Here is a 24,223-nt window from a genome sequence, read left to right as displayed (position 1 = left end):
CGTCTTTCATTTTGCTTTTATTAAACAAATATAACCTTTAAAATAAGTATTGATTTTTTTTATTTAAAATGATATCTTTTGGTTTATATTGTTAAATTTAGATGTCGAGATTATGATAAAAAAAATTACTTTCTTAGTTGGTTTTTTATGTGCAATATTATTCGTAAATTCTCTGTATGCAATGTATAACTCTAATGGCAAACGAGATTATTCCGAAGAGCAAAATCAAGAAAATAAGAAACGTACAAAATATGATGATGTTGATCAGTCAAATTTAAACACACCTATCATAGAACAAGGCAATGATATTTTTGTATTTGATAAAGATGTAACGCAATCTTTACAAGTTAATACTTTTGCAAAATCATTAATCTTTAAAGTGTATCCTTCTGAAGACCAACTTACTAAAATTGGGCTTAAATTCCCAAATGTTCAAAAAATAGATATTTCGGATATATTACGTAACGTATCGTCAGATCGTAAAAAAAAGTTTTTAAGAGAGCTTTTGAATTTTCAAGCACTAAAAGAATTAATTTGTAATAACAATATGCTAACTGATATAGAGCTATCTATCCTTCCGGCATTCACGCATGCACCCAATAATGATAATTGGTTAGAATCAATCCATTTGAACCAAAATTTGATTACCGATAAAGGTGCTAAGAATATTGCGCTTATGGGCAGAAAACTTACAAAATTATCTATCACACATAATCAAATTGAAGAAAGTGGTGCTTTATCAATAGTCAAAATGCCACAACTTAAAAAACTTTCATTGGACAAAAACCTGATATCTGACGAAAGCTGGCATAATATTCAAAAAATTGCGACAGAAAAAAACTTAATTTTTATAGAAAACAAAGAAGATTTTTTTAAACAAACATTCACAGATAATTTTGTACTAAATAATGAACCCAAGATACAGCAAACATTAATTCAGAATTTTACACCTGTTTTGCCATTAAATGTGCACAATGGACCTTACAGCATACCATTAGAAAATCCATATTATGTTAACAACAACAATAATCAAGTGGTTCAAAACCAAAACATTAAAAACGATACATATGTTTTTGACCGTGAAGCAAAAAAAACAATAGGATCATTTCCTAAAGGCGGTACAATTCATATAAATACAATAATTTTTAAAATTATTCCAAGTAGTAAGCAATTGGATTGTATTAAAAGTTATTATAAAGACGTAAATAAAATAGATATGTCTATATTATTTGGAAAAAATTTTTTAAATATTCGTCGTATTAAAAATGATACATGGAGAAGCTTGCTTATAGATTTAAAAGAGTTTTTAATGTTAAAATATGAGGATGCTGATTTTAACCAATTTATAGAAAATTCGTACGACCAAGAACCTCAAAACCCATTTGATTTTGAAAAAAGCAGACTTTATGCAGAAAGAGAATTGTTTAGAAAAAAAGATATTCGTAATGTTTTTATTAATGCTTTATTTGAAGAATCAGAAAATTCAAACAATCAAATTGTTACAAGTCAAAAACAGAATAATTATACACCTCTAGTAAATTTGCAACAAAATAATTCAAATAATGTGAAAAATAAAGAACAAAAAGAAAACGCAAAAAACAATGTATATATTTTTGATTGTGAAACAAAAAAAACAATAGAATCATTTCCAAAAGGCGCTACAATTCATATAAATACAATAATTTTTAAAATTATTCCAAGTTTTAAGCAATTGTATTACATTAAAAGTCATTATAAAAACATTAATAAAATAGATATGTCTGTATTGTTTGGAAAAAAATTTTCAAATATTCATCGTATTAAAAATGATAGACCGAGAAGCTTGCTTGCGGATTTAGAAGAGTTTTTAATGTTAAAATATGAGGATGCTAATTTTAACCAATTTATAGAAAATTCGCACTGCAGTGAGCCCCAAAAACCATTTGATTTTGAAAAAAGCAGACTTTATGCAGAAAGAGAATTATTTAGAAAAAAAGATATTCGTAATGTTTTTGTAAATGCTTTATTTGCAGAAGCAGAAAATTCAAGTAATCAAATTGTTGCAAGTCAAAATCTGAATAATTTTAGCCCCCAAGTAAATGAGCAGCGGCACAATTCAAATATTGCGCAGAATGTAACGCAAAGACAGCCTCAAAACATAACGCCTAATCAACAAATGCCTATGCCGAACAATTATGCGCCTTCAGTAAATCCGCAACAGTATAATTTAAACAATGGGCAGAATATGCAGCGAATGCTGCCTCAAAACGTGACGCCTAATCCGCAAATATCAATGCCGAACAATTGTGCGCCCCCAGTAAATTTGCAACAAAATAATTCAAATAATGTAGAAAATAAAGAAAAAAAAGAAAACACAAAAAACAATATATATATTTTTGATCTTAAAGCAAAAAGAAAGTTACAAAAAGATAATCTATCTTTAGAAAACACTATAAACACAATAATTTTAAAAATTGTTCCAACGAGGAGTGATATTAAGCGGCTTCATAAAAAATATGAATTTACAAAAAAAATTGATGCATCTACTCTTTTTGGAGAAAAATATTCAAACATTAATGAAGATCCAAATATTAAAGCCTCTTTGTTCAATCAATTAATAAATTTTTTAGAATATAAAGCAATAAACAGGCACGCTAATAATAATGAAAAATTCATTTTTTTCGTAAAAGAAGCAAAATTTACTGAACCAAAAATCCCATTTGATATTGAAAAAAGCTCTCTTAATGAAAAAAAAGAATATATTAAGCGTTCCTGCAATCCAAATGTTTTTATAAATGCTTTATTTAAAGAATCAGAAAATTCAAGTATTGAACAAAACAAAAAAAACAATGTATATGTTTTTGATCTTGAAGAAAAAAGAAAAATTAATTTTGAAGATCGATTGCAAACAGAGCATATAGACACAATAATTTTTAAAATTATTCCATCGACTAAATATATTAATTTTCTTAGTAAAAATTATAAAAATATTAAAAAAATAGATACTTCCTCACTTTTTGGTAAAAAATTTTTAAACATTGAAATGGATTCAAGTATTAAGGCCAGCCTAATTACGCAATTAGAAATTTTTACTAATTGTATATCCGATAAACAGAATAATTCAGGTTTTTCTTCATTCGTAGATCAAGCAAAAAAAATAGAACCAAGAAAACCATTCGACATTGAAAAAAGCTATCTTAATGAAAAAAAAGAATATATCAAGGGTTGCTACAATCCCAATGTTTTTATAAATGCTTTATTTGCAGAATCAGAATATTCAAACAATCAAATTGTTACAAGTCAAAATCTGAATAATTTTAGCCCCCAAGTAAATGAGCAGCAGCATAATTCAAATATTAAACGGAATGTGGAGTTTCAAAAGGTGACGCCTAATCCGCAAACGCCGACGCCGAACAATTCTATGTACCAATTAAATGGCCAGCAGCATAATTCAAATATTGTACCGCAAGGACAACCTCAAAAGGTGACGCCTAATAAACAAATTCCTAACAATTATGCATGGCAAGTAAACGTTCAACGCACTAATTCAAATAATTTTGAAAATAAAGATCAAAAAGAAAACTCAAAAAATAATGTATATGTTTTTGATCTTGAAGAAAAAAGAAAAGTTAAAACTGAGCGTCAATTGCAGCAAATTAATATGGATGAAATAATTTTTAAAATCATTCCACCACCTAAAATAATTAATTTTCTTCGAAAAAATAAAAGTTATATTAAAAAAATAGATGCTTCTCCCATTTTTGGTAAGAAATACTCAAATATTATTCCGAATTTATATATTAAAAAATCTTTATTTAGTCAATTCGATGATTTTATAAAAAATATAACTGCTTTTAATGACAATGAAATAGATATCTCTGGTTTTGTAAAAGAAGCAAAAGAAAATGAACCAAAAAAACCGCTTGATATTGAAAAAAGTAGAATTTATAAAGAAAGAGAATTATTTAAAGAAAAAAACTACCCTAATGTTTTTATAAATGCTTTATTTGCAGAATCAGAAAATTCAAACAATCAAATTGCTGCAAGTCAAAACCCAAATAATTTTAGGCCCCCAGTAAACGCGCAGCAGCATAATTCAAATATTGGGCAGAATGTGCAGCAAAGGCAGCCTCATAACGTGATGTTTAATCCGCAAACGCCGATGCCGAACAATTATGCGCCTCAAGTAAATAAGCAGCAGCATAATTTAAATATTGGGCAAAATGTGCAGCGCATGCAGCCTCAAAACGTGATGCCTAATCCTCAAATGCCGACGCCGAACAATTATGCGCCTCAAGTAAATACGCAGCAGTATAATTCAAATAATGTACAGCGCATGCAGCCTCACAACATGATGCTTAATCCTCAAATGCCGATACAAAACTTAGCATCTAACACATTAATTATTACAGAAGAAAAAAATAACAACGATTCAGATTACAAAGAACTTTTAGATTTGTTTTATAGCGAAGATATACAAAACCCTGTTTGTAATGCTTTAGAAGATGCAATGTTTTCTTTTGGAAACAATGAAAGAGCGTTTTTGCAGCAAGGGAAACCGATATTATTGGAACGTAAAATTAATTTTTTACATTTTGAAATTTGTCCTACAGAAAATGAAATTTTTCAACTTTTTCAAAATTTTAATTTTATAGAAAAAATAAATATTTCGTTTGCTCTGCCAAAAGATAAAATAGATAGAATTAAAATTTTAACAGCATTAAAAATTTTTCAAAATTTAAAAGAACTAACAGCGGAAGGAAATGAATTAACAGATGAAGATATTATATGTATTGCACAAGGATTACCATGTTTAACATTACTAAATGTGGATAACAATTTAATTGGAGATAACGGTGCTGTATATGTTTCATGCATGCAAAACCTAAAAGAACTCTACGTCAAATCCAATAAAATTAAAGATAAAGGCGCTAGAGAAATCGCAACAATGGATAATTTAGAAGTGTTTTATTATGACAATAATGAAATTACGCCATTGGGTCACAAAGATATTGAAGAACTTAGAAAGGATGTATTGTTTATGCATTCGTTAATATAGAAATATAATAAATTTCAAATTTATTATATTTTTTTTATTGTTATTATAATTTTTTTAAAAACTGGAGATTTATTATGAAGAAAACCACTTTATTTGTTGCCTTATTATGCACAATGTTATTTACAAATTCACTTCAAGCGATGTTTAATTCTAATAATAAAAGAATAAATGTTGAAGAACAAAGTGACGCAAACAACAAACGTACAAAAATAAACGACGATGACAATTCAGAAAAGAAACAACCTGTTTTGCGCGCTAATGCACAAGAAGATTTGAAGTCAAAAGAAGTACATAACACATCAAAAGAAGTGCTCAAAAAATTACCTATCCTTTCTTCCAATGTTCGATTACCACAACAACAATATCAAGTTTTCACATTTCCTCAATATAATGTAAATATCCATACCACTAATAATATTACACTAAACATACCAGCACCAACCCTTAGCTCTACGCCTCATATACCATTTTTAATGCAAAACAATTACACTCCCGAACCTCAACCAAATTTACTCAATATAAACATGGATCACGTTAAACAATATTTAGCAAACAATCAGCATGTTACTCAAAACAAACAACCAACACATCAAGAAAAAACTAACTATTCAGACACTTATATTTTTGACCTTAAAGAAATAAAAGAACTCAATAAAATTTATAATGAAGTCATTAAACCCATAACAGCAGTAACACATGTTGTGTTTAAAATACTTCCATCATTTGAACAAACTAAATTTCTGAGTATGAAATTTCCATGCACGCAAAAAATAGATGCCTCTGCTTTATTTGGAGAAGGATTTTCAAACATTCACTTAGGTTTAAACAAAAAAGAAAAAATATTTTATAAATTTCATGATATAGTAGAATCAATAAAAGAAAAAAGTTCAAAATTTTATAAAAATGAATCATTAGCATTAATAGATATCAAAAGAAGTGTTTTAAATTATATTTTAAATGCATATCTCAGCGAGCCACAAAACCCATGTAATTCTATAAACACCCTTTTGCACTACGAACAACTTATCAATCAACAATTAAATAATAGTACACAAAATAATCCGCAATATACAAATAACAACAATGACACGACGCAGATCTTGTCGCAAAAATCTAATGTCCACACAAACCTGAGGCAGAGCACACCTCCATCACAACCCAAAAAACCTTTGCCTGTTCTGCAAAAAACAAATATTACAAACATTCTAAAAAATTTCCAACAAACACCAATACAAAATATACGTTCAAAATCACCATTTGCAGAAAATAATAATGCTCACAATTCAAATACAAAGGAAAAAATACCTCTATTTGATACAAATATTTTTATAGACTCAATTCTTGCAAGCCCAATGCCTATGGACGATTTTTCTGACCTAACATCAGAAACGCAAAGTAATTTAGACTTTTTTTATAATAATGATACTACGGACCTGACCCTTGTTGATGCAAATATTATGGATAAAAATCCATATACTGTACAAAATGATACTATATTTGTGTTTGATACTAATGCACGAAAATGTTTAGCTCAAAAAATAGCTTTACCCTCTGAGACTCAAATAAATGAGTTATGCTTTAGGATATGCCCAACAGATTTAGAATTTTTTGAATTGTCAGAATTTTTTTATAATGTACAAAAAGTGGATCTTTCATTCGTTTTAAACAATAATAAATCCAACATTAAATCCATTTTGCAAAATCTAAAAACTTTTGAGCACTTAAAAGAATTAAAGCTTGATGGTAATCAATTAACAGATGAAACCATTTTATGGATTGCTAATGAATTACCACATTTAGAAACACTTATCCTGGACAATAACTTCATAAGTGACAAAGGTGCTGAAGCCATTTCACAATTATATGATTTAAAAGAACTTTCAATTAATTCAAATCAATTGAAAGATCAGGGTGCTATCAATCTAGCTGGAATGCCTAATTTGGTTACCTTTAATTACGACAACAATCAAATTTCAGAAGCTGGCAAAAAAGCAATTTATGCAATTAGAAAAGAGGTAATGTTTTTGCATAACGCAGATTAATTTTAGTGTAGAAAAAAATTTTCCTTTTGTTCTTTTTAGGGTAAAGTAACGTGCGTAATGGATGCATTAGAACACTTTCGTCATTGCGAAAATGCCTGAGTGCGTAGCACAAAGGCATTTGTGGCAATCCACATTTAGAATCTTTTAATAAAGTAAATGGATTGCCGCGGGGCCCCTTTTTAAATTTGGGCCCCTCGCAATGACGAGCTACACATTATTTTAAAACAATAGCCAATCTTGCTCATTGGAAGGGCACAAATAGTGTTTAATTTTAACTGGTCAGAAATCTTCCTGATCCTTATCATCGCTTTGGTCATTATTGGGCCAAAAGATATTCCGAAGGTGATGAAGTTTTTAGGCTTTTGGGTCGCAAAACTACGCCAACTCATTCGTGGTGTGAAGTTAGCTTGGTATAGTTATGCTGATAAATTAGAACTCGATCGTTTGAACGATGTAGCCACGGATGAATTCCCAACACGCGATGAAATTGCTGCAAGATCTAAAGCTAAACAAGATGATACCAAAAAGGATACATCTCGTCATGAATCCTGAACAAGCAAAACTGACGCTTATTGCACATTTTGTTGAGTTAAGACAACGTCTTATGTATAGCCTTTTGGCGCTTTTGATAGGCTTTTGTATTTGCTATTATTTTTCAGATCAAATCTATCATTTTTTGGTTAATCCTTTAGCCGACGTTCTTGCCAAAAAAGGCAGCCACCAACTTATTTATACAAGTCTTGGTGAGGCCTTTTTCATGTATGTGAAGCTTTCATTTTGGGCTGGATTTTGTCTTGCTTTTCCTTTTATCGCTTTTCAATTATGGCGCTTTGTAGCCCCTGGCCTTTATAAAGCTGAGAAAAAAGTTTTTATGCCTTTCCTTATCGCATCCCCCATTCTATTTTTTATGGGTGCGGCGCTTGCTTATTATTTTATTTTCCCACTCGCTTGGGATTTTTTCGCAAGCTTTGAAACAAAAGGCACTGAAGGTAGCCTCCCCATTCATCTAGAAGCAAAAGTCAGTGAATATTTATCGCTGGTGATGCAGCTTATTTTTGCTTTCGGCATTTGTTTTCAATTGCCTGTTATTCTGGTGCTTTTAACGCGCTTAGGCCTTGTGACCGCCAAAAGCCTCTCCAAATCACGCAAATTTGTCTTTTTGGGCTGCTTCATTGTTGGTGCAATTTTAACACCCCCTGATGTGATCAGCCAAATAGGACTTGCAATACCCCTTTATGCCCTTTATGAAATCTCTATAATTGCAGCACGTTTCGTTGAAAAGAAGCGTAAGGAAATTGTTGAAGAGAATATTGTACCTGAAAAATCTTAACACACGAAATGTTCATAATATGGACATTCACCAGTAGTAGAAAGTAGAAGTCATTATGTTAGACATTAAATGGATCCGCGATAACCCCGACGCTCTTGATCATGCACTTTCACGTCGTGGTGCCCAAGCTGTTTCCAAAAAATTATTAGAACTCGATATAAAACGTCGTGATATTCAAACAGAATTGCAAACATTGCAACAACAACGTAATACAATTTCCAAAGATATTGGCCTTGCCAAACAAAAAGGCGACATTCAAGCTGATTCTTTGATGGCTGAAATGACAGCGCTCAGAAACAAAGTGCAAGAACTTGAAAATTTGGATAAAAATGCAGCTTTAGAACTTGATGCATTATTAGATGTCATTCCTAATATTCCATATGACGATGTGCCAACGGGTAAAGACGAAAAAGACAATGTTATTTTACGTAAAGTAGGCACACCAAAGACTTTTTCATTCAAACCTAAAGAGCATTTCGATATTGGCGAAAAACTCGGTATGATGGATTTTGAACGCGCTGCCAAAATGTCAGGTGCACGTTTTGTTGTTTTATCAGATGCTTTATCGCGGCTTGAGCGCGCCTTGGCTGCTTTCATGCTTGATGTTCACACAATGGAATTTAACTATCGTGAAATAACGCCCCCTTATCTTGTTAAAGAAGCTGCTCTTTATGGCGTTGCTCATTTACCAAAATTTGCTGAAGATGCATTTCAAACCACTAATGGTTATTGGCTCATTTCAACAGCTGAAGTTTCTCTTACCAATTTGGTTAATAATGAAATTCTGAAAGAAGACGAATTGCCCTTACGTTTTGTAGCGTATTCACCTTGCTTTAGATCTGAAGCAGGTGCTGCTGGCAAAGACACACGCGGCATGATTAGGCAACATCAATTTACAAAAGTTGAACTTGTTTCGATTGCACATCCAGATAAATCGCAAGAAGAACATGAGCGCATGACAAAGGCCGCCGAAACCATTCTGCAGCGTTTAGAACTCCCTTACCAAGTTATGGTGCTTTCAACAGGCGATATGAGTTCAACTGCTAAAAAAACATATGATCTTGAAGTATGGCTGCCTGGACAAGATTGCTATCGCGAGATTTCAAGCTGCTCCAATATTGGTGATTATCAAGCAAGACGCATGCGTACCCGCTTTAAGCCTAATGAGGGCAAAGATAATCGCTTTGTGCATACGCTAAATGGATCTGGTCTTGCTATTGGCAGAACGATGGTGGCGATCCTGGAAAATTACCAACAGGAAGACGGCTCAGTGATTGTGCCTGAAGCTTTACGCTCTTACATGAAAATGGATGTCATTTCTCCCAATGTTTAGAAACTCTAACCTAGATGTCTTAAAACAGGCGCGTATTTTACTGTCGAATGATGACGGTGCTTACGCCCCTGGTATTCATGTTCTGGAAGAAATTCTTGGACGTATTTTTGATGATATTTGGGTTGTAGCACCAACTTTTGAGCAAAGCGGCGCCGGCCATTCTTTAACCATTACAAGGCCGCTCCGCATCAAACAATTGGATACAAAACGTTTTGCCGTAGATGGGACACCGACAGATTGTGTATTGTTGGCAACGTGTGAAGTCCTGAAAGACAAAAAACCAGATTTAGTCATTTCAGGCATTAATTATGGCCGAAACGTTGCAGATCACATTACGTATTCGGGTACGGTTGCAGCCGCCATGGAGGCAACTTTACTAGGAATTCCGTCGATTGCCGTCAGCCTTGAAGTCAGCCAATCGCATAAACCCAGATGGGAAAATGTCGAAACCTATTTGCCTCAATTGATTCAAAAGGTTGCACATCTATCTTGGCCACCCGATGTTTTTTTAAATGTTAATTTTCCTGATAAAGAATTGGACGACATCAAAGGCTTTAAAATAGCACAACAAGGTAGACGTCATTTATCAAATCCGCCCATTAAACGAGACGATCCCTTTGGTGTTCCCTATTATTGGCTTGATGTTGTCCAGCATGAAACCTTCGCTCATAACACCGATCTTGATGCATTAATGGAAGGTTGGGTTACTGTTACACCTTTACATGTCAATCTAACACATTATCCAACAATTGATCGATTGACGCATTTATTTAATGCGTTTTAAACAGAAATCTCATTCAAAAACAATATCAATATTTGGATTAACAGTTTTCAACTCATTAAAGTTTAAACGTGATTTTTCTGATACATTTAATCCAGATAGATTGATTAAATTTAACGTTTCATTATTATGCAAAGCCATTTTAAGAGACATTAACCCTTTATCGCTTATATTATTATCTGCTAAGCTAATTTTTTTTAGCGTTTTATTTGCAATCAATCCATTTGCAATTTTCATTGTTCCAAGATTTTTAAAAAAATTGTGCTCTAAATTCAAGCTGGTAATACATTTATTGTTCTTTAAAAAAGACCCTATAAAGGCGGCCCCTGCATCATCAATTTGATTATATGATAAATCGATATGCGTAAGTGTTGAATTAAGATTTAATTTGCTCAAAATAGCTTTAACGCTTTCGTCTTTAATGTTGCTATAATATAAATCAAGGCTTACAACCGATTCATTGTGTTGAAGTGCCTCACCAATTCTTGTTGCCATATCAACATCAATATTTTTTTCCTGTAAATCAAGGTGATGAATTTCATTTCTTTTAATCGCGTCAAGAATAGTTTGAAAATTTTCTTCTGTTAGATCCTCATCTTTATTATTTTTTACTTTTCTTAATGCGATCGCTAATAAAAGACTTGAATTATCAGGCTCTAAAAACTCATTGTACGTAAATACGGGATGCCAATCTTCATAATGTGTTTGAAAATCACTATACAAACTAGAAATTAATGGCAACAAGCTGATTATTTTATTTTTTAAAGAGGAAAATGAAACAAGATTTATATCATTATCGTTTAAAATTAATAAATAATTTAAAAATGATACAAAGCTATTTTTATCAGGGTCTAAATTATGTTCTATTTCTGACAAAAAACCATAAAAATGACATAGTATACCAAAAGAAATGCTTACATTGTGCACTTTTTTATCAAATAATAAATTCATCATGGTTGTTTTGTCCAATGTAGAATTTTTTAAAAAATTCGATAAATTTACTTTGTTGCTATGGTCTAATATGTTTTTTTTGGCATTTAAAAGAAAAACATTTTCTAATTTATTAAAAAAAGCTTTATTGATATATTTCTTTTTATCATCAGAAATCCTTTCATTGTTATTTAATTGAGGAAAATAAGCTTCTATTTCTTCATAAAAATCACTATCATCTGATGAATGAGCTTTAGTGAAAAAAATAATAAAAAAACATATAAAAACAGAACATAAGGCAAGTTTGTTTTTTACTATCACTTCAAAACTCCTTACATAGCAATCAATTACTTTAAATTAACATAAAAATTAAAAAAAAATTAGCATCAACCATGTCTTTTATCTAAAAATAAAAAAGATATTAAAACTATGGAAGTTAACAATTACAGCGGATGTATGGATTACGTTGAAATTCGACAACTTTTATAAGCAAGAAGTGCTCTATTACGTGCATCTTCGTGCTTCACAATGGGATGCGGATAAATACCTTTTGTATATTCAAATAAATGATCCATTTCTAAAATTGCTTTATCATTTACATTGCGTAATTCTGGAACCCATTCTTTGATATATTGAACTTTAGGATCAAATTTTTGGGCCTGCAAAAGTGGATTGAAAATACGAAAATAGGGTGACGCGTCAGCGCCAGATCCTGCAACCCATTGCCAATTCATTATATTAGAGGCAAGATCCGCATCTAAAAGGGTGTCCCAAAACCATCTTTCACCGAATCGCCAATCAATTAATAAATGTTTTACTAAAAATGATCCAACGATCATACGAACGCGATTATGCATAAATCCTGTCTGCCATAATTGACGCATGCCAGCGTCAACGATCGGATATCCCGTTTTGCCTTTTGTCCAAGTTTTAAAATAATCATCATGTTGAATCCAGGGAAAGGCATTAAATTGAGGTTTGTGATTTTCTGTGACTGTATTTGGAAAATGATAAAGTAGGTGGGACGCAAAATCCCGCCAAACAAGTTCGCGTTGAAAGGCACCAATAACAGATGATAATAAGGGTGTTTTAATATTTAATTGCGTTAATTCGTGATAAAGACGCCTGACGGAGATTTCTCCCCATCGTAGATGAGGCGCCAATAAAGATGTTTTTTGAGATAAATCTTGGTCAAGGCGATATTTTTGAAGATCCTCAGTTAAAAAATCTTCCAAACGTGTCCAGGCACCTTTTTCACCAGCTATCCAATAATCAGGAAATCTATCTGCCCAATTAAGTCCTTGTGGTAAAAGACCCAATGCATCAAGGGATAATGACGAAACAGTAGTGAAAAACTGAGGTAAATGAGAGGGGATATCAAAAGGTTCTTCGCCCAAAAAGGGATGCATTAAATAAGATTTATAAAAAGGGGTAAAAACAAGATAGGGTTTTTCTGATTTATTCTTAATATTAAAAGGTTCAATGAGTACATTGCCTTGAAAAGTATGAACATTAATATTTTTAGATTTTAAATCCGTTTTAATAGAAGTGTCGCGTGCAATAGAGTGGGGCGTGTAGGATCTATTCCAAAATACGGATTCTATTTTTTGATCGTGGACAAGTTTGTTTAAAATTTCAGTGGGATTGCCTTTTTTAAAGATAAGTCTTTGACCTTTTTGTTCTAAATCTTGTTGTAATTTTTGAAGTGATTGATGCAACCACCATTTGCTAGCGCCACCCAATTGTTCGGAAGAAGGGGCTGTTTCATCTAAAATATAGATAAGGATTAAGCTTTCTGTTTGGTTGATGGCTTTAAACAAGCCAGGATTATCTTGTAGTCGTAAATCGTCACGAAACCAAAAAAGCGCATTCATATTTTTTATCCATAAAAAGTGAATATTATCTAAACCTAAAAATTGATTTTTGGGAAGAGGGGAGCAAAATTAAAAAACATCTTTACAACAATATCGTGCTGTACTAGTATACTAGCACAAGCATACAAGCATACAAGGATGAGAGATAAATATGGAAACAGACCATCATCATTTTGATCTTATTGAGGCACTTTTAAGCCTTAATGATCGGGACGAAGCACAGAATTTTTTGAAGGATCTTTTGACCCCTCAAGAAAAACAAGTGTTAGAAGAAAGGTGGCGCGTATGCCAATTGCTTGAAAAAGGCGGTTTGTCATACCGAGAAATACATAAACTAACAAACGCAAGCCTAACAACAATTGGTCGTGTTGCGCGGTTCTTAAAAGATGAACCTTATCATGGCTATAGAACGATATTGAATAAACTGAAACTTAATGGAGCACAAAATGAATAGACTATTATTTTTACTTTCTTTATTATTTTCATTTAATTTATACGCCACTGATTCTCCTTCCGCCCATAAAAAAGTTTTTATTAGTCAATTTGTTGAACATCCTGCGTTGAATGAAACAACGAAGGGGATCGTTGATATTCTTAAAAAGAATTACGGCGATAAAATTGATATTCGCGTTGAATCAGCACAAGCCAATGCAGCATTAGCGCAACAAATCGCCAATAAATTCGTTAATCAGCAACCTGATATTGTTGTTGGTGTTGCAACAATTGCTGCGCAAAGTTTTGCAAAAGCTGCATCTTTGAACAAGACAAAGCTTGTTTTTAGCACAGTCACTGATCCAATAGGCGCGGGGCTTGGGCAATGTATTGAAAAACCTGGAAATAATATATCAGGTGTTTCAAATTTTATGCCCTTAGAACCTCAAATTGATCTTTTTTTAAAATTACAGCCCAACCTTAAAAAATTAGGGATTATTTATAATCCGGGCGAACTCAATTCAATTGCTATTAATCAAAAGCTTGATGAATTGTTACCCAAAATGGGCATAACTTTTATTAAACAAGCGGCGTTGAAAACAGCTGATGTGCCACAAGCTGCAACAAAACTTGCATCTATAGTTGATGCGATTTTTATCAGCAATGATGGTGTGGCTTTAAGTGCCTTGCAATCTATTATTAAAGTTGCGCAATCGTCTAAAATACCAGTTTATGTAAGCGATACGGATGCTGTTGAGCTTGGCGCTACAGCGGCGCTTGGGCCGAATCAATATCAAGTTGGTGCGCAAACGGGCGAGATTATTATACGTCTTTTGAATGGGGAAGAAAGCGGATCCATTCCGATACAATTTCCTGAAACAAAAGAACTTTATCTGAATCTTGAGGCAGCTTCAAAAGCGAACATTGTAATTCCTGAAGATATTATTAAATCTGCCACAAAAGTTTACCAGCGTGATGTCAAATGAACTTTTTAGAATTATTAATAAGCCTCGAGATGGGGCTAATTTATGGCATTATTGCTATTGGTATTTATTTGACTTTTCGAGTCATTGATTTTCCAGATCTTACATGTGACGGCAGTTTTGTTTTGGGCGCTGCAAGTTCAGCTATTTTAATCAAATCAGGCTGCAATCCTTTTCTTGCTTTGTTTTTAGCGATGATCGCTGGAGGCATTGCAGGTCTTGCAACAGGTATTCTCTATACGAAATTTCGAATTACTGAATTGCTTTCGGGGATATTGGTTGCTTTTATGCTGTATTCCATCAATTTGCGCGTTATGTCCGGTGTGCCCAATATTACGCTGATGAATGAGCCAACAATTTTTACAGGGCAAAATGCATTATTGGTACTGATCATGATCGCAGTCTTTATGTCGCTGGGGATGAGTGTTCTTTTAAAAACTGATTTTGGTCTTGCATTACGAAGTATCGGGCAAAACAAAAGATTAGCGCTTAATAATGGTGTCAATGTAAAATTCATGACCATTATTGGATTAATGATGAGTAATGCATTGATTGGATTTGGGGGTGCACTTTTTAGTCAACATCAAGGTTTTGCCGATATTTCTCAAGGTATTGGTACTGTTATTGTGGGGCTTGCAGGGCTTATCATTGGTGAAAAGATGATTGGATTTAGATCCTTGTGGTTGGTGATTCCTGCATGTCTTTTAGGATCCATTATGTATCGTATTTTTATAGCATTCGCTTTGCATAGTGAGTTTTTGGGACTTGAAACACAAGATCTTAATCTTATTACTGGCTTTATGGTTATAGGCATTATGATTCTTCCTAAATTGAGAGGAAAATATGCTTAAGCTAGATAATATTAACGTCATTTTAAATCAAGGTACAAATAATGAGCGCAGTATTTTAAATGATTTATCGTTTGAAGTATCTGAAGGTGAATTTATTATCATTCTTGGTGGGAATGGCGCAGGAAAATCAACCTTGTTTAATATCATTTCAGGTTTTATGCAGCCAATAAGTGGTAGTATTTTGATTGATAAAGAAAATATAACTTTCAAAAAACATATTCAGCGAGCATCTTTTATTGCAAAAGTCATGCAAGACCCTAAAGTGGGCACGATGGAAAATATGACAATAGAAGAAAATATGAGTTTTGCATATAAAAGAGGCCAAAAACGATTATTTTCACAGCATTTAACATCGAAACGACGTGCTTTTTATAAAGAGAAACTATCCATTCTTGGTATGGGGCTTGAAAATCGGCTTGAAGAATTGGTGGCGAATTTATCAGGCGGTCAACGTCAGGCATTGAGTCTTGTAATGGCTATTATGGCAAATTCAAAGATTCTTTTACTCGATGAAATGACGGCCGCTTTAGATCCCAAAATGGCAGAAAAAGTAATGCATATTGCCAATAAAATTGTTACGGAAGAAAAACGTACAACGCTTATGATTACACATAATTTAGCGCATGCTTTGAAATATGGTGATCGGATTTTAATATTAGGTGATGGTAAAATCCAAAAAGAATTTGATAAAGAATCAAAAGATAAAATGACAATAAAAGGATTGCTGGAATCTTTTTAATGTATCCGTGTTTAAAATAAAATTTTTACATTTTAGCGAATTTTTTGTTTGAATTTAAATTTTGTAAATTATATATCATATAATGAAAAAACAATAAGAATATGTGTATGCAATTAATATTTTATACATATAAAAATAATTTTTTTTATGTTAGAATCAAAGTACAGGTATTAAATGTTTGGAGGAAACGATATGAAAATAAAATCTTTTGCTTTAATAGCTTTTGCATTTGTTGCGCTAGGAATGCCTACAGGGGTTTTTGCGGTTAATGAACCAGTGTCTGTTGATCGGGTTGCAGCAGATGCTTTACCAAAGATTAAAAAAGATAAAAGTAATAAGAAAAATCTTAGTAAAGCAAAAAAAACCAGTAAAAAAGAAAAAAAACAAACAGCTGATGAAGTGGTTGCTTCTCAATTAATGATGCGGCAAGGACCACGAACAAAAGTCGAAAGAAAACAAACAGCTGATGAGGTGGTTGCTTCTCAATTAATGATGCGTCAAGGGCCACGAACAAAAGTCGAAAAAAAACAAACAGCTGATGAGGTGGTTGCTGATCAATTAATGATGCGTCAAGGAACACGAACAAAAGTCGAAAGAAGGCAAAAGATTGAAGAGGTAGCTCAGGATTGATAATTGTTCAAGGGATGCGGAAGGAATTGAGTTTGAGCAATGCTGATGTTTCTTTCGCGTCTTTGAATAATAAAAAATTATCATGTTAATCTAAGTTTATGGCTCATAAATTCTATAATCGTCATTATGCATATAGCCTAAACTTTGACGATATCCCAATAAGCTATGGCGATGATTCCCTGGATCAGGGGTTAAAATATAGGTGCCGACCTGATTTAATGGTGCGTCTTCTTGTCTAAAAGTTAATCCAGGATCATTCATATGTATTAAATTTAAGCTTACATCTTTGAACGTTGCATTGTAAAAAACTGCAAGATCAGCATCAAAAGCTAAAAGCGATCCAAAAGTGATGATTTTTATTTTTTGATTTTCAACCATTTCAGGATGATAGTGGTTTAAATTTAAAGCCATTAAGTTTGCTAAGGGGCCACCTAAAGAAAATCCAAGAAGCGTGATTGTTAAATCTTCAAATTCTATTTCTTTTATAGCAACATTTGATAGGCTTTTTTTAGAATAAGCGGGAATATTTTGTTGAATGCTATAATCATGCATATTTTTTTTGATAAGATAATCTGCAATGACTTGTTTAATGATAAAGAGCTGAGAATTTGAATATTCAAAGAACATTTTTCTTGAAGCCCCTTGATAGGGGGCAATCGTTTCAAGTTCAATGTTTTGAACCATTTCAGCATGATTGTGTAATTCACCAAAAAAAACAATATGAATGATATTAGCTTTCCCTAAGACAAGAATATTACGCTCAAATACTTGTTTGGGTGTTAAAGGAAGTATTTCAAATCCTATTGATGATAAATTTCTTTTTTCTTCTTTTAAGTTAGGAATATTATTAATAAAAATTTCTATTTCTGGATTAATTTCATAATAATTGCAAATTTTTTCTTTTATTTTGTTAAGCTCTATGAATTGATCTACATAATTTTTAAGGGCTGGTAATGTGACTTTATTAACGGTTTCATCAGCACGCAAAGCGTTTGAGTTGATTAAAAAAATAAGTAAGAATACGATTCTTATCATAAAGTTATCCTTTGTAAATTATTTTTTTTAATAAAAGTTTTATTTTATAATACTAAACCAATTAAGACGCTTTGATAATAGTTTTTATTGATTGTAATGCACGATGATTGTATGTCCGTAATTTAAGCAGGGAGACATGATGTCAGACATCGCCGATATTCATATATATTCAAAACAAGTTGTTGTTATTACGTAACATAATTAAAAAAAATTAACACAGCCACGTTGCTCTTTTTTTATCTTTGTCTAGAGTGATTGGATCTTAAACATTAATATCTTACAGGAATCATTAAAATGAAAAAAAGACTATCACTTGTAACTTTTTTGTCCTTGCTTTCTTTAAACCTTATAAATTCCCCTGCAATTGCAGGCAAAAACAAGAAGAGTAATAAAAAAATTTCTGAGTCACAACAACAAGTAACGCAGGGAATTATAATTAATTCGAACAAGGGTGATATTGTTGAAATAAAAAAAGAAGAGAATATTTTTATTTCTTTTGACAATAAAACCAAAGAAAATAAGAAATTACTTCTTGATTTTCTAGAAACAAACAAAACAACAAACACTGAATTAGGATATATTTATCGTATTTCAAAATATGAAGATTCGGAAAATCTTATAAAAATAGTTAAAAAAATTGCAAAATCTTTAACAAAGATTGAGCTAGTTTTTAATACAAAAACTCAAGATATTGATGAATTTACAATTTCTGGTGAATATGAAATATTTATTGAAGGTCAAAAAACAAACGATATAATCACAATTGAAGCACAAAAAGAAGAAGTTCCCTTTATTTCTTTCAGCAATGAATCAGATGATGGCAAAATGCTTCTTTATGCATTGTTTGAAAATGAAATTTCTAACGACAAAATAAGATATGATTATGTTATATCAAACAACGAACAAAATAATATCATTAAAGAAAAACTCAAAAATTTTAATGAGCTTGGATCAAACATTAAATTGATTTGCACTGAAAACAAAGAGGATATAGGTAATGGTATCGTGCGTGCAGAATATAATGTGATGATTAACGGCGAAAAAACAGAAGATGCCATCTATATAGAGATTACAGCGTTCAATCCTTTTTTTGAAAACAACAAAAAATATTTTACATTTTCATTAAAAGAACTTTGCAGTAAAAAAGTTCGTCATAAAGGATCTCAATACATTATTGGAAATGAAAGTGATAAGAAACTCATTAAATATCTTGATGAAAACAAAATAAACTCTAAAATTCATATAAAATCTTATCATAATAAGCAGGGCCTTACACGTTTCAACCCGGGATTTACAACCAATGCTGCAATAGGTGAATTGTTCATCAATGATAAAGAATCAATGGATATGAATTTTGATGTAAAAAATACAAAAAAATAGACTATCTTACGTAGAAAGCAGAAGAAGATGATTAAGTAATGCTTTTTCATCTTCTTGCGCCTTTCGACAACAATTTTTCACTCGATCAATTCTCTTAAAACAGCTGGTATCTTATACGATAAATCTTCGGCGATAAGTCCTGGCCCTAACATCATCGCAGCTTTTCGTTGTACGTAAATACTAATGGATGCTGCCCAAAAAGAATCAATTCCTTGCGCTAACAATCCTGCTATAAGTCCTGCTAAAACATCACCAGTCCCTGCGCTTGCAAGATAAGGGGCATATTGATTTTCAACTATGATTTCGCCAATAGGCTTTGCAATAATCGTATCGCCACCTTTATAAAGAATAACGCAACCAGAAATCTGGGCAGCTTGTATTGTTTGTTCAATTTTTGAAATATTAAAATCGACTTTATCATTAAATAAACGTTTAAATTCTCCTTCATGTGGCGTTAACACACACGTATCATGCAATTGGTTAAATAATATCGATGGATTTTTTTCAAAGGCCATGAGCGCGCCTGCATCAATCAAAGTTGGCTTTTTGAGAGTCAGTATTTTTGATACCAAGGCTTGTGTTTCGGTATTTGGTAAAAGACCCGACCCAATTGAAAAAGCTGAAAACTGATGTAAATCTAGCAAAGAATCAAAATCTTCCATTGAATCATATGGTTTAATAAGATGACCTGGATCTGATAAGGCATAAATAATTTCAGCATGTAATGGACAAATAATGGATAAAAGCCCTACACCCATACGTCGCGCTGCTATTGATGCAAGGCGAGTAGCGCCCGTCATTTCCTTGCTACCAATAAGCCCTAAATGGCCTCTTTTATATTTATGGCTTAAGGCATTTGGCCTTGGAATCATTTGGCGCCACACATCAGGATCATTTTGTTGCCATAAAATGGGGTAGGGGGTTGGAATGCCAATATCAACAATAATGATCTCGCCGCATTGAATGGAACTTGGTAACAATACATGACCTGGTTTTAAAAAATTAAATGTAATGGTCAGGTTTGCATGAATCGCTGCGCTCAAAATTGTACCATTATCAGCAGAAATACCCGTAGGGATGTCAATGGATACAATTGTTACATTGCTTTGATTAATTTTATTAATATAATTTAATAAAGGATCTTCAACAGATTTTGAAAGTCCAATGCCGAAAATGGCGTCGATAATCAAAGAATAATCATCAAAATGAATGTCGCTTATATTTTTAAATGTGCCAGCCCATTTTTGATATTTCTCTAAGGCTAATAAAGATGTTGGCGGTTTATTGTTGAATGATGCGACATCAACCTCCCAACCAGCCTTTTCAAGTAATAATGCAACAACATATCCGTCCCCACCATTATTTCCAGGGCCTACCAAAATAAGTGTTTTTTGAGAAGGAAATCGTTCCAAAATAATGTCAAAAACAGCTTTACCAGCTTTTTCCATAAGATCGCTGAGCGAAACACCCAATGACTCAATCTTTTTTTCTTGAAGGTAAACTTCCGAACTTTTGAGAATAATTGCAGTCATTTTTTGCTCAATTTTTACACTATTTTTATTAATATATATTATACCCAAACAATCTGAAACTACCGTTTTTAGTCTATGATCTTTGGTCGCTTTTTGAACCAAAAATTCCTAAGGTAAAACAATTATCTGTCGTTATTTTTGGTATCAAAAATCACCTCAAATTTCATGTCTAAAAATCGGCATTTGCAAATCATTTGGGTATATATCTACTTCAGATAAAAAGCTTAAAATGAATGCCTAAAAATATTATTCTGCACTTTTCGATTATCATCTAAAAGTCAAGTCTTTCAAGATCTTTTTATGAATGCTATACATAAAAAAAAGATAAAAGGGAGAGAGAAATGGCTGCAAAAGTTGAAGGCCACAAATTGAGATTACCAACACTTAATATTCCATGGCAGGGCGCTAAATTAGGGCCGCTTTTAATTATCCTCGTATTCGCAAGTTTACTTTGGTTAATCGATGCGCCAGAAGGCATCGATCTTAAGACATGGCATTTATTCATCATTTTTGTTTCTACAATTGCAGGTATTATTTTAAAGCCATTGCCTATGGGTTCAGTCGCTATTTTAGCGCTTGCGGTGCTTATTGTAACCAGTACGTTAACGTTAAAACAATCTTTGGTCACTTTTTCAAACACAACAGTGTGGTTGGTTGTTTTTGCTTTTTTCTTTGCCAAAGGTTTTGTTAAAACGGGGCTCGGCAACCGAATCGCCTATTATTTTATTGGTACGATGGGCAAAAGCTCCTTAGGTCTTTCTTACGGTATTATTTTTACAGAATTTTTATTATCGCCTGTTATTCCTAGTAATACCGCACGTGGCGCTGGTGTTGTTTTCCCCATTATCAAATCACTCGCTGAAGGGTATGGCAGCGACCCAAAAGACAAAACAGAGCGTAAAATAGGTTCTTTCCTTATCAAGGTCGCTTTCCATGGCAATGTTATTACAAGCGCTATGTTTTTAACCGCTTTGGCGGGCAATCCTTTGATTGCAAAACTCGCTGGACAATCAGGCGCTCAACTCACTTGGGCAAGTTGGGCGATTGCAGCTATTGTACCAGGACTTGTAAGCTTACTATTGTTGCCATTGCTCTTTTATATTCTTTATCCTCCTGAGCTTAAAAAAACACCTTTAGCGACCAAAATGGCCAAAGATAAAATCAAAGAGATGGGTAATCTTACTTTCCAAGAAGGGATTATGCTTTTAACTTTTTCGCTCGTGCTGGTTTTGTGGGTGATGGGTGATCATTTAGGTATTGATGCGGCTGAAGCGGCGGTTCTTGGATTAGCTATTCTTCTTTTGACAGGTGTTTTAAATTGGAATGATCTTTCAACTGAAAAAGAAGCTTGGACGACTTTAGTGTGGTTTGCTGTTCTTTTAATGATGGCTGGTTACTTAACTGAATTTGGCATGATCGCCTGGGTATCAAATCATATGAGTCAAACGGTGAGTGGTCTCAATTGGGGCATGGCCTTACTGGTGATGGCGCTTGTCTATTATTATAGCCATTATTTATTTGCGAGTGTCACGGCACATATTTCATCGATGTATAGTGCTTTCTTGCTTGTTGTGATTGCTATGGGGACACCACCTATGTTAGGTGCACTCACTTTTGCTGTATTATCATCGCTTTCAGCAAGCATTACGCATTATGGGACAGGGACTGCGCCTGTTTTCTATGGATCTGGTTATGTGGATATTAAAGATTGGTGGCGATTAGGCTTTATCGTCAGTATTTTTAGTTTGGTCATTTGGGGGACGATTGGACTTGGGTGGTGGAAGTTGCTTGGCTATTGGTAATTATAGTCGATAGACTTGGATTGATACCACGTCGCTTCTCACTCATGTATGAAGAATACACTTCGTTCGGCCCTCCTTGTCTGAATCTCAAGTCTGTCAACTATGAAATAAAAATGGCACCCTTAATAAGGTGCCATTTACAAGCATATGACGCAAAAATTATTTTTGTGATTCACCAAACAAGAAGTCTTGTAGCAATTCACAAGCTTCAGGAGAAGGTTCGCTTGCTGGACCTTGTATAAGCTGTTCAAATTCCTTTTCGTATTCAGGATGAGTCGCAACAAGTTCCGAGGCTGTTCTTAAAAGTCTATTGTAGAGTTTGATCACTTTTTCTTCGTCAATACCAAGGGAAGTGGCAAGTTCTTGACTTTTACGTAAGGAGCTCGAATCTATAGGTGGAGAACTTGGTTCAACATTTTCGTCCACAATTGCTCCAGGATAATCAGTTTTCAAGCCATCAATAATTGTGGCTTGAATTGTGTCGGTGCCTTCATCAAAATTTGTAACAAGAACAACTTTAATTTTATCGCCTGACACTAAAGAAGGATTTACTGTTGTTTTTGCTGTTGAAAAACGATTATAAACATCTTCCCCACCAAAGCGATACGCTTCTTTTGCAAAATCTGCAGCATTTTCTTTGCTTGGAGCGACAGCTGTGTAAGCTCTTTTTCCCCATGTCCAAATGTTTTTTGCGGCACCTGACCAACTCCAACGTCTTATATATAAATCAGATTCTGTATTGTCGGGAAGATCAACGATGACGAATTGAGTAGGGGGAATACTTTTAGAAACTAATGCTTTAGCATAATTGGTTCCATATGAAATATTGTATTTTGAATCATTTTTAATAACAACTTTTTCTGCGTTCGCAAAAAAAGAAATAGAAACTAAGCATAACGTTGCCAAAAAAGTTTTTTTCATTTTAGACTCCATATAAACACATCACATATTTTATTTATATCAACAAAAAATTAAAAAAATATTAAGACTAATATAAAGGTAACTCCCCAGGAGGGTGTACGAATTTTGAACATCTCACCTCTTACGTCCCGCGGCTATATCATTACCCATAAGTATAAACCCTACTCCCTTTCTACGTCCCGCGACCTGTTCGCGGGATCCATTGTGCAGGAGATGAATGAATGGATTTATCAAGACTTTCTATGAGTTTTCTGGACCCCGCGGACAAGCCGCGGGCACATCATTACCCAAAAGTGTTTCAACCTATTGATATTTAATAACTATTGCTTACTCCACCTCCTACGTCCCGCGGCTTGTCCGCGGGATCCAGAAAGCAAATAAAGAAGATGTCATTGCCTAATTTATACAATCTTAACTTTAGGGAAGATTGTCTGGATCCCGCGATCAAGTCCTGAGAGATCCACACGAAATATTTTTATAATACGTTGAAAAATAATAAAAATTCCATAAACACTGCATGATGTTTATAATCCTATAAAAACAAACACATACATAGGATTGGTACCATGCAGCTGATGGAATTATTGCAT

Annotated in this window: 18 protein-coding genes; 13 read left to right on the top strand and 5 right to left on the bottom strand. The window is 33.1% G+C overall.

Annotated features, from left to right (window positions below):
- The first annotated feature begins 112 nt into the window (after positions 1 to 112).
- The 6 genes from Q8L85_00090 (at position 113) to surE (ending at position 10,527) form a co-directional block, all read left to right on the top strand.
- On the top strand, positions 113 to 5,038 hold the full coding sequence (locus tag Q8L85_00090) for a hypothetical protein (GenBank protein MDP1723091.1): 4,926 nt from the start codon (positions 113 to 115) through the stop codon (positions 5,036 to 5,038).
- A gap of 74 nt (positions 5,039 to 5,112) precedes the next feature.
- Entirely contained in the window at positions 5,113 to 7,080 is a 1,968-nt protein-coding gene (locus Q8L85_00085) for a hypothetical protein (protein ID MDP1723090.1), read from the top strand.
- A 237-nt stretch (positions 7,081 to 7,317) separates the two neighbouring features.
- Positions 7,318 to 7,632 carry a twin-arginine translocase TatA/TatE family subunit gene (locus Q8L85_00080; protein ID MDP1723089.1) on the top strand — a complete coding sequence of 105 codons (315 nt, stop codon included), beginning with the start codon at positions 7,318 to 7,320 and terminating at the stop codon, positions 7,630 to 7,632.
- Positions 7,622 to 8,410 carry a twin-arginine translocase subunit TatC gene (tatC, locus tag Q8L85_00075; protein MDP1723088.1) on the top strand — a complete coding sequence of 263 codons (789 nt, stop codon included), beginning with the start codon at positions 7,622 to 7,624 and terminating at the stop codon, positions 8,408 to 8,410. Before Q8L85_00080 ends, tatC begins: the two co-directional genes overlap by 11 nt.
- 55 nt (positions 8,411 to 8,465) lie before the next feature.
- Entirely contained in the window at positions 8,466 to 9,743 is a 1,278-nt protein-coding gene (serS, locus tag Q8L85_00070; GenBank protein MDP1723087.1) for a serine--tRNA ligase, read from the top strand.
- Positions 9,736 to 10,527, top strand: coding sequence for a 5'/3'-nucleotidase SurE (gene surE / locus Q8L85_00065; protein ID MDP1723086.1), 792 nt, complete (start codon positions 9,736 to 9,738; stop codon positions 10,525 to 10,527). Before serS ends, surE begins: the two co-directional genes overlap by 8 nt.
- 9 nt (positions 10,528 to 10,536) lie before the next feature.
- On the opposite strand, the gene Q8L85_00060 is transcribed toward surE, so the two are convergent.
- Together Q8L85_00060 and Q8L85_00055 are read right to left on the bottom strand one after the other, a co-directional pair.
- Positions 10,537 to 11,775, bottom strand: a complete 1,239-nt coding sequence (locus tag Q8L85_00060) for a hypothetical protein (protein ID MDP1723085.1) — start codon at positions 11,773 to 11,775, stop codon at positions 10,537 to 10,539.
- A gap of 140 nt (positions 11,776 to 11,915) precedes the next feature.
- Positions 11,916 to 13,328, bottom strand: a complete 1,413-nt coding sequence (locus Q8L85_00055; GenBank protein ID MDP1723084.1) for a deoxyribodipyrimidine photo-lyase — start codon at positions 13,326 to 13,328, stop codon at positions 11,916 to 11,918.
- 151 nt (positions 13,329 to 13,479) lie between these two features.
- Here Q8L85_00055 and Q8L85_00050 point away from each other — a divergent pair, with 151 nt between their 5' ends.
- The 5 genes from Q8L85_00050 (at position 13,480) to Q8L85_00030 (ending at position 16,963) form a co-directional block, all read left to right on the top strand.
- Positions 13,480 to 13,782, top strand: a complete 303-nt coding sequence (locus Q8L85_00050; protein MDP1723083.1) for a YerC/YecD family TrpR-related protein — start codon at positions 13,480 to 13,482, stop codon at positions 13,780 to 13,782.
- Complete coding sequence (locus tag Q8L85_00045; protein ID MDP1723082.1) at positions 13,775 to 14,746, top strand: ABC transporter substrate-binding protein; 972 nt, start codon at positions 13,775 to 13,777, stop codon at positions 14,744 to 14,746. The genes Q8L85_00050 and Q8L85_00045 overlap by 8 nt, the downstream gene beginning before the upstream one ends.
- A complete protein-coding gene (locus tag Q8L85_00040; GenBank protein ID MDP1723081.1) occupies positions 14,743 to 15,594 on the top strand; it encodes a hypothetical protein in 852 nt (283 codons plus the stop codon). Before Q8L85_00045 ends, Q8L85_00040 begins: the two co-directional genes overlap by 4 nt.
- Positions 15,587 to 16,333, top strand: a complete 747-nt coding sequence (locus tag Q8L85_00035) for an ATP-binding cassette domain-containing protein (GenBank protein ID MDP1723080.1) — start codon at positions 15,587 to 15,589, stop codon at positions 16,331 to 16,333. Before Q8L85_00040 ends, Q8L85_00035 begins: the two co-directional genes overlap by 8 nt.
- A gap of 192 nt (positions 16,334 to 16,525) precedes the next feature.
- On the top strand, positions 16,526 to 16,963 hold the full coding sequence (locus Q8L85_00030; protein MDP1723079.1) for a hypothetical protein: 438 nt from the start codon (positions 16,526 to 16,528) through the stop codon (positions 16,961 to 16,963).
- Positions 16,964 to 17,059: 96 nt separating this feature from the next.
- Here the strand turns inward: Q8L85_00030 and Q8L85_00025 are convergent, their stop codons facing one another.
- On the bottom strand, positions 17,060 to 17,998 hold the full coding sequence (locus Q8L85_00025; protein MDP1723078.1) for a hypothetical protein: 939 nt from the start codon (positions 17,996 to 17,998) through the stop codon (positions 17,060 to 17,062).
- A gap of 294 nt (positions 17,999 to 18,292) precedes the next feature.
- Here Q8L85_00025 and Q8L85_00020 point away from each other — a divergent pair, with 294 nt between their 5' ends.
- The gene (locus Q8L85_00020) at positions 18,293 to 19,378 is read left to right on the top strand and encodes a hypothetical protein (protein MDP1723077.1); all 1,086 of its coding nucleotides are present in this window, start codon (positions 18,293 to 18,295) and stop codon (positions 19,376 to 19,378) included.
- A 77-nt stretch (positions 19,379 to 19,455) separates the two neighbouring features.
- Here the strand turns inward: Q8L85_00020 and Q8L85_00015 are convergent, their stop codons facing one another.
- Positions 19,456 to 20,910 carry an NAD(P)H-hydrate dehydratase gene (locus tag Q8L85_00015; protein ID MDP1723076.1) on the bottom strand — a complete coding sequence of 485 codons (1,455 nt, stop codon included), beginning with the start codon at positions 20,908 to 20,910 and terminating at the stop codon, positions 19,456 to 19,458.
- Positions 20,911 to 21,251: 341 nt separating this feature from the next.
- On the opposite strand from Q8L85_00015, the gene Q8L85_00010 reads away from it, so the two are divergent.
- Entirely contained in the window at positions 21,252 to 22,712 is a 1,461-nt protein-coding gene (locus tag Q8L85_00010; protein MDP1723075.1) for an anion permease, read from the top strand.
- A gap of 159 nt (positions 22,713 to 22,871) precedes the next feature.
- Here the strand turns inward: Q8L85_00010 and Q8L85_00005 are convergent, their stop codons facing one another.
- Positions 22,872 to 23,633, bottom strand: coding sequence for a hypothetical protein (locus Q8L85_00005; protein MDP1723074.1), 762 nt, complete (start codon positions 23,631 to 23,633; stop codon positions 22,872 to 22,874).
- Positions 23,634 to 24,223: the final 590 nt, after the last annotated feature.

Source organism: Alphaproteobacteria bacterium, assembly GCA_030680745.1.
In the GTDB taxonomy this organism is placed as follows: Bacteria; Pseudomonadota; Alphaproteobacteria; order JAUXUR01; family JAUXUR01; genus JAUXUR01.
This window is presented reverse-complemented; position numbering and strand designations above follow the sequence as displayed.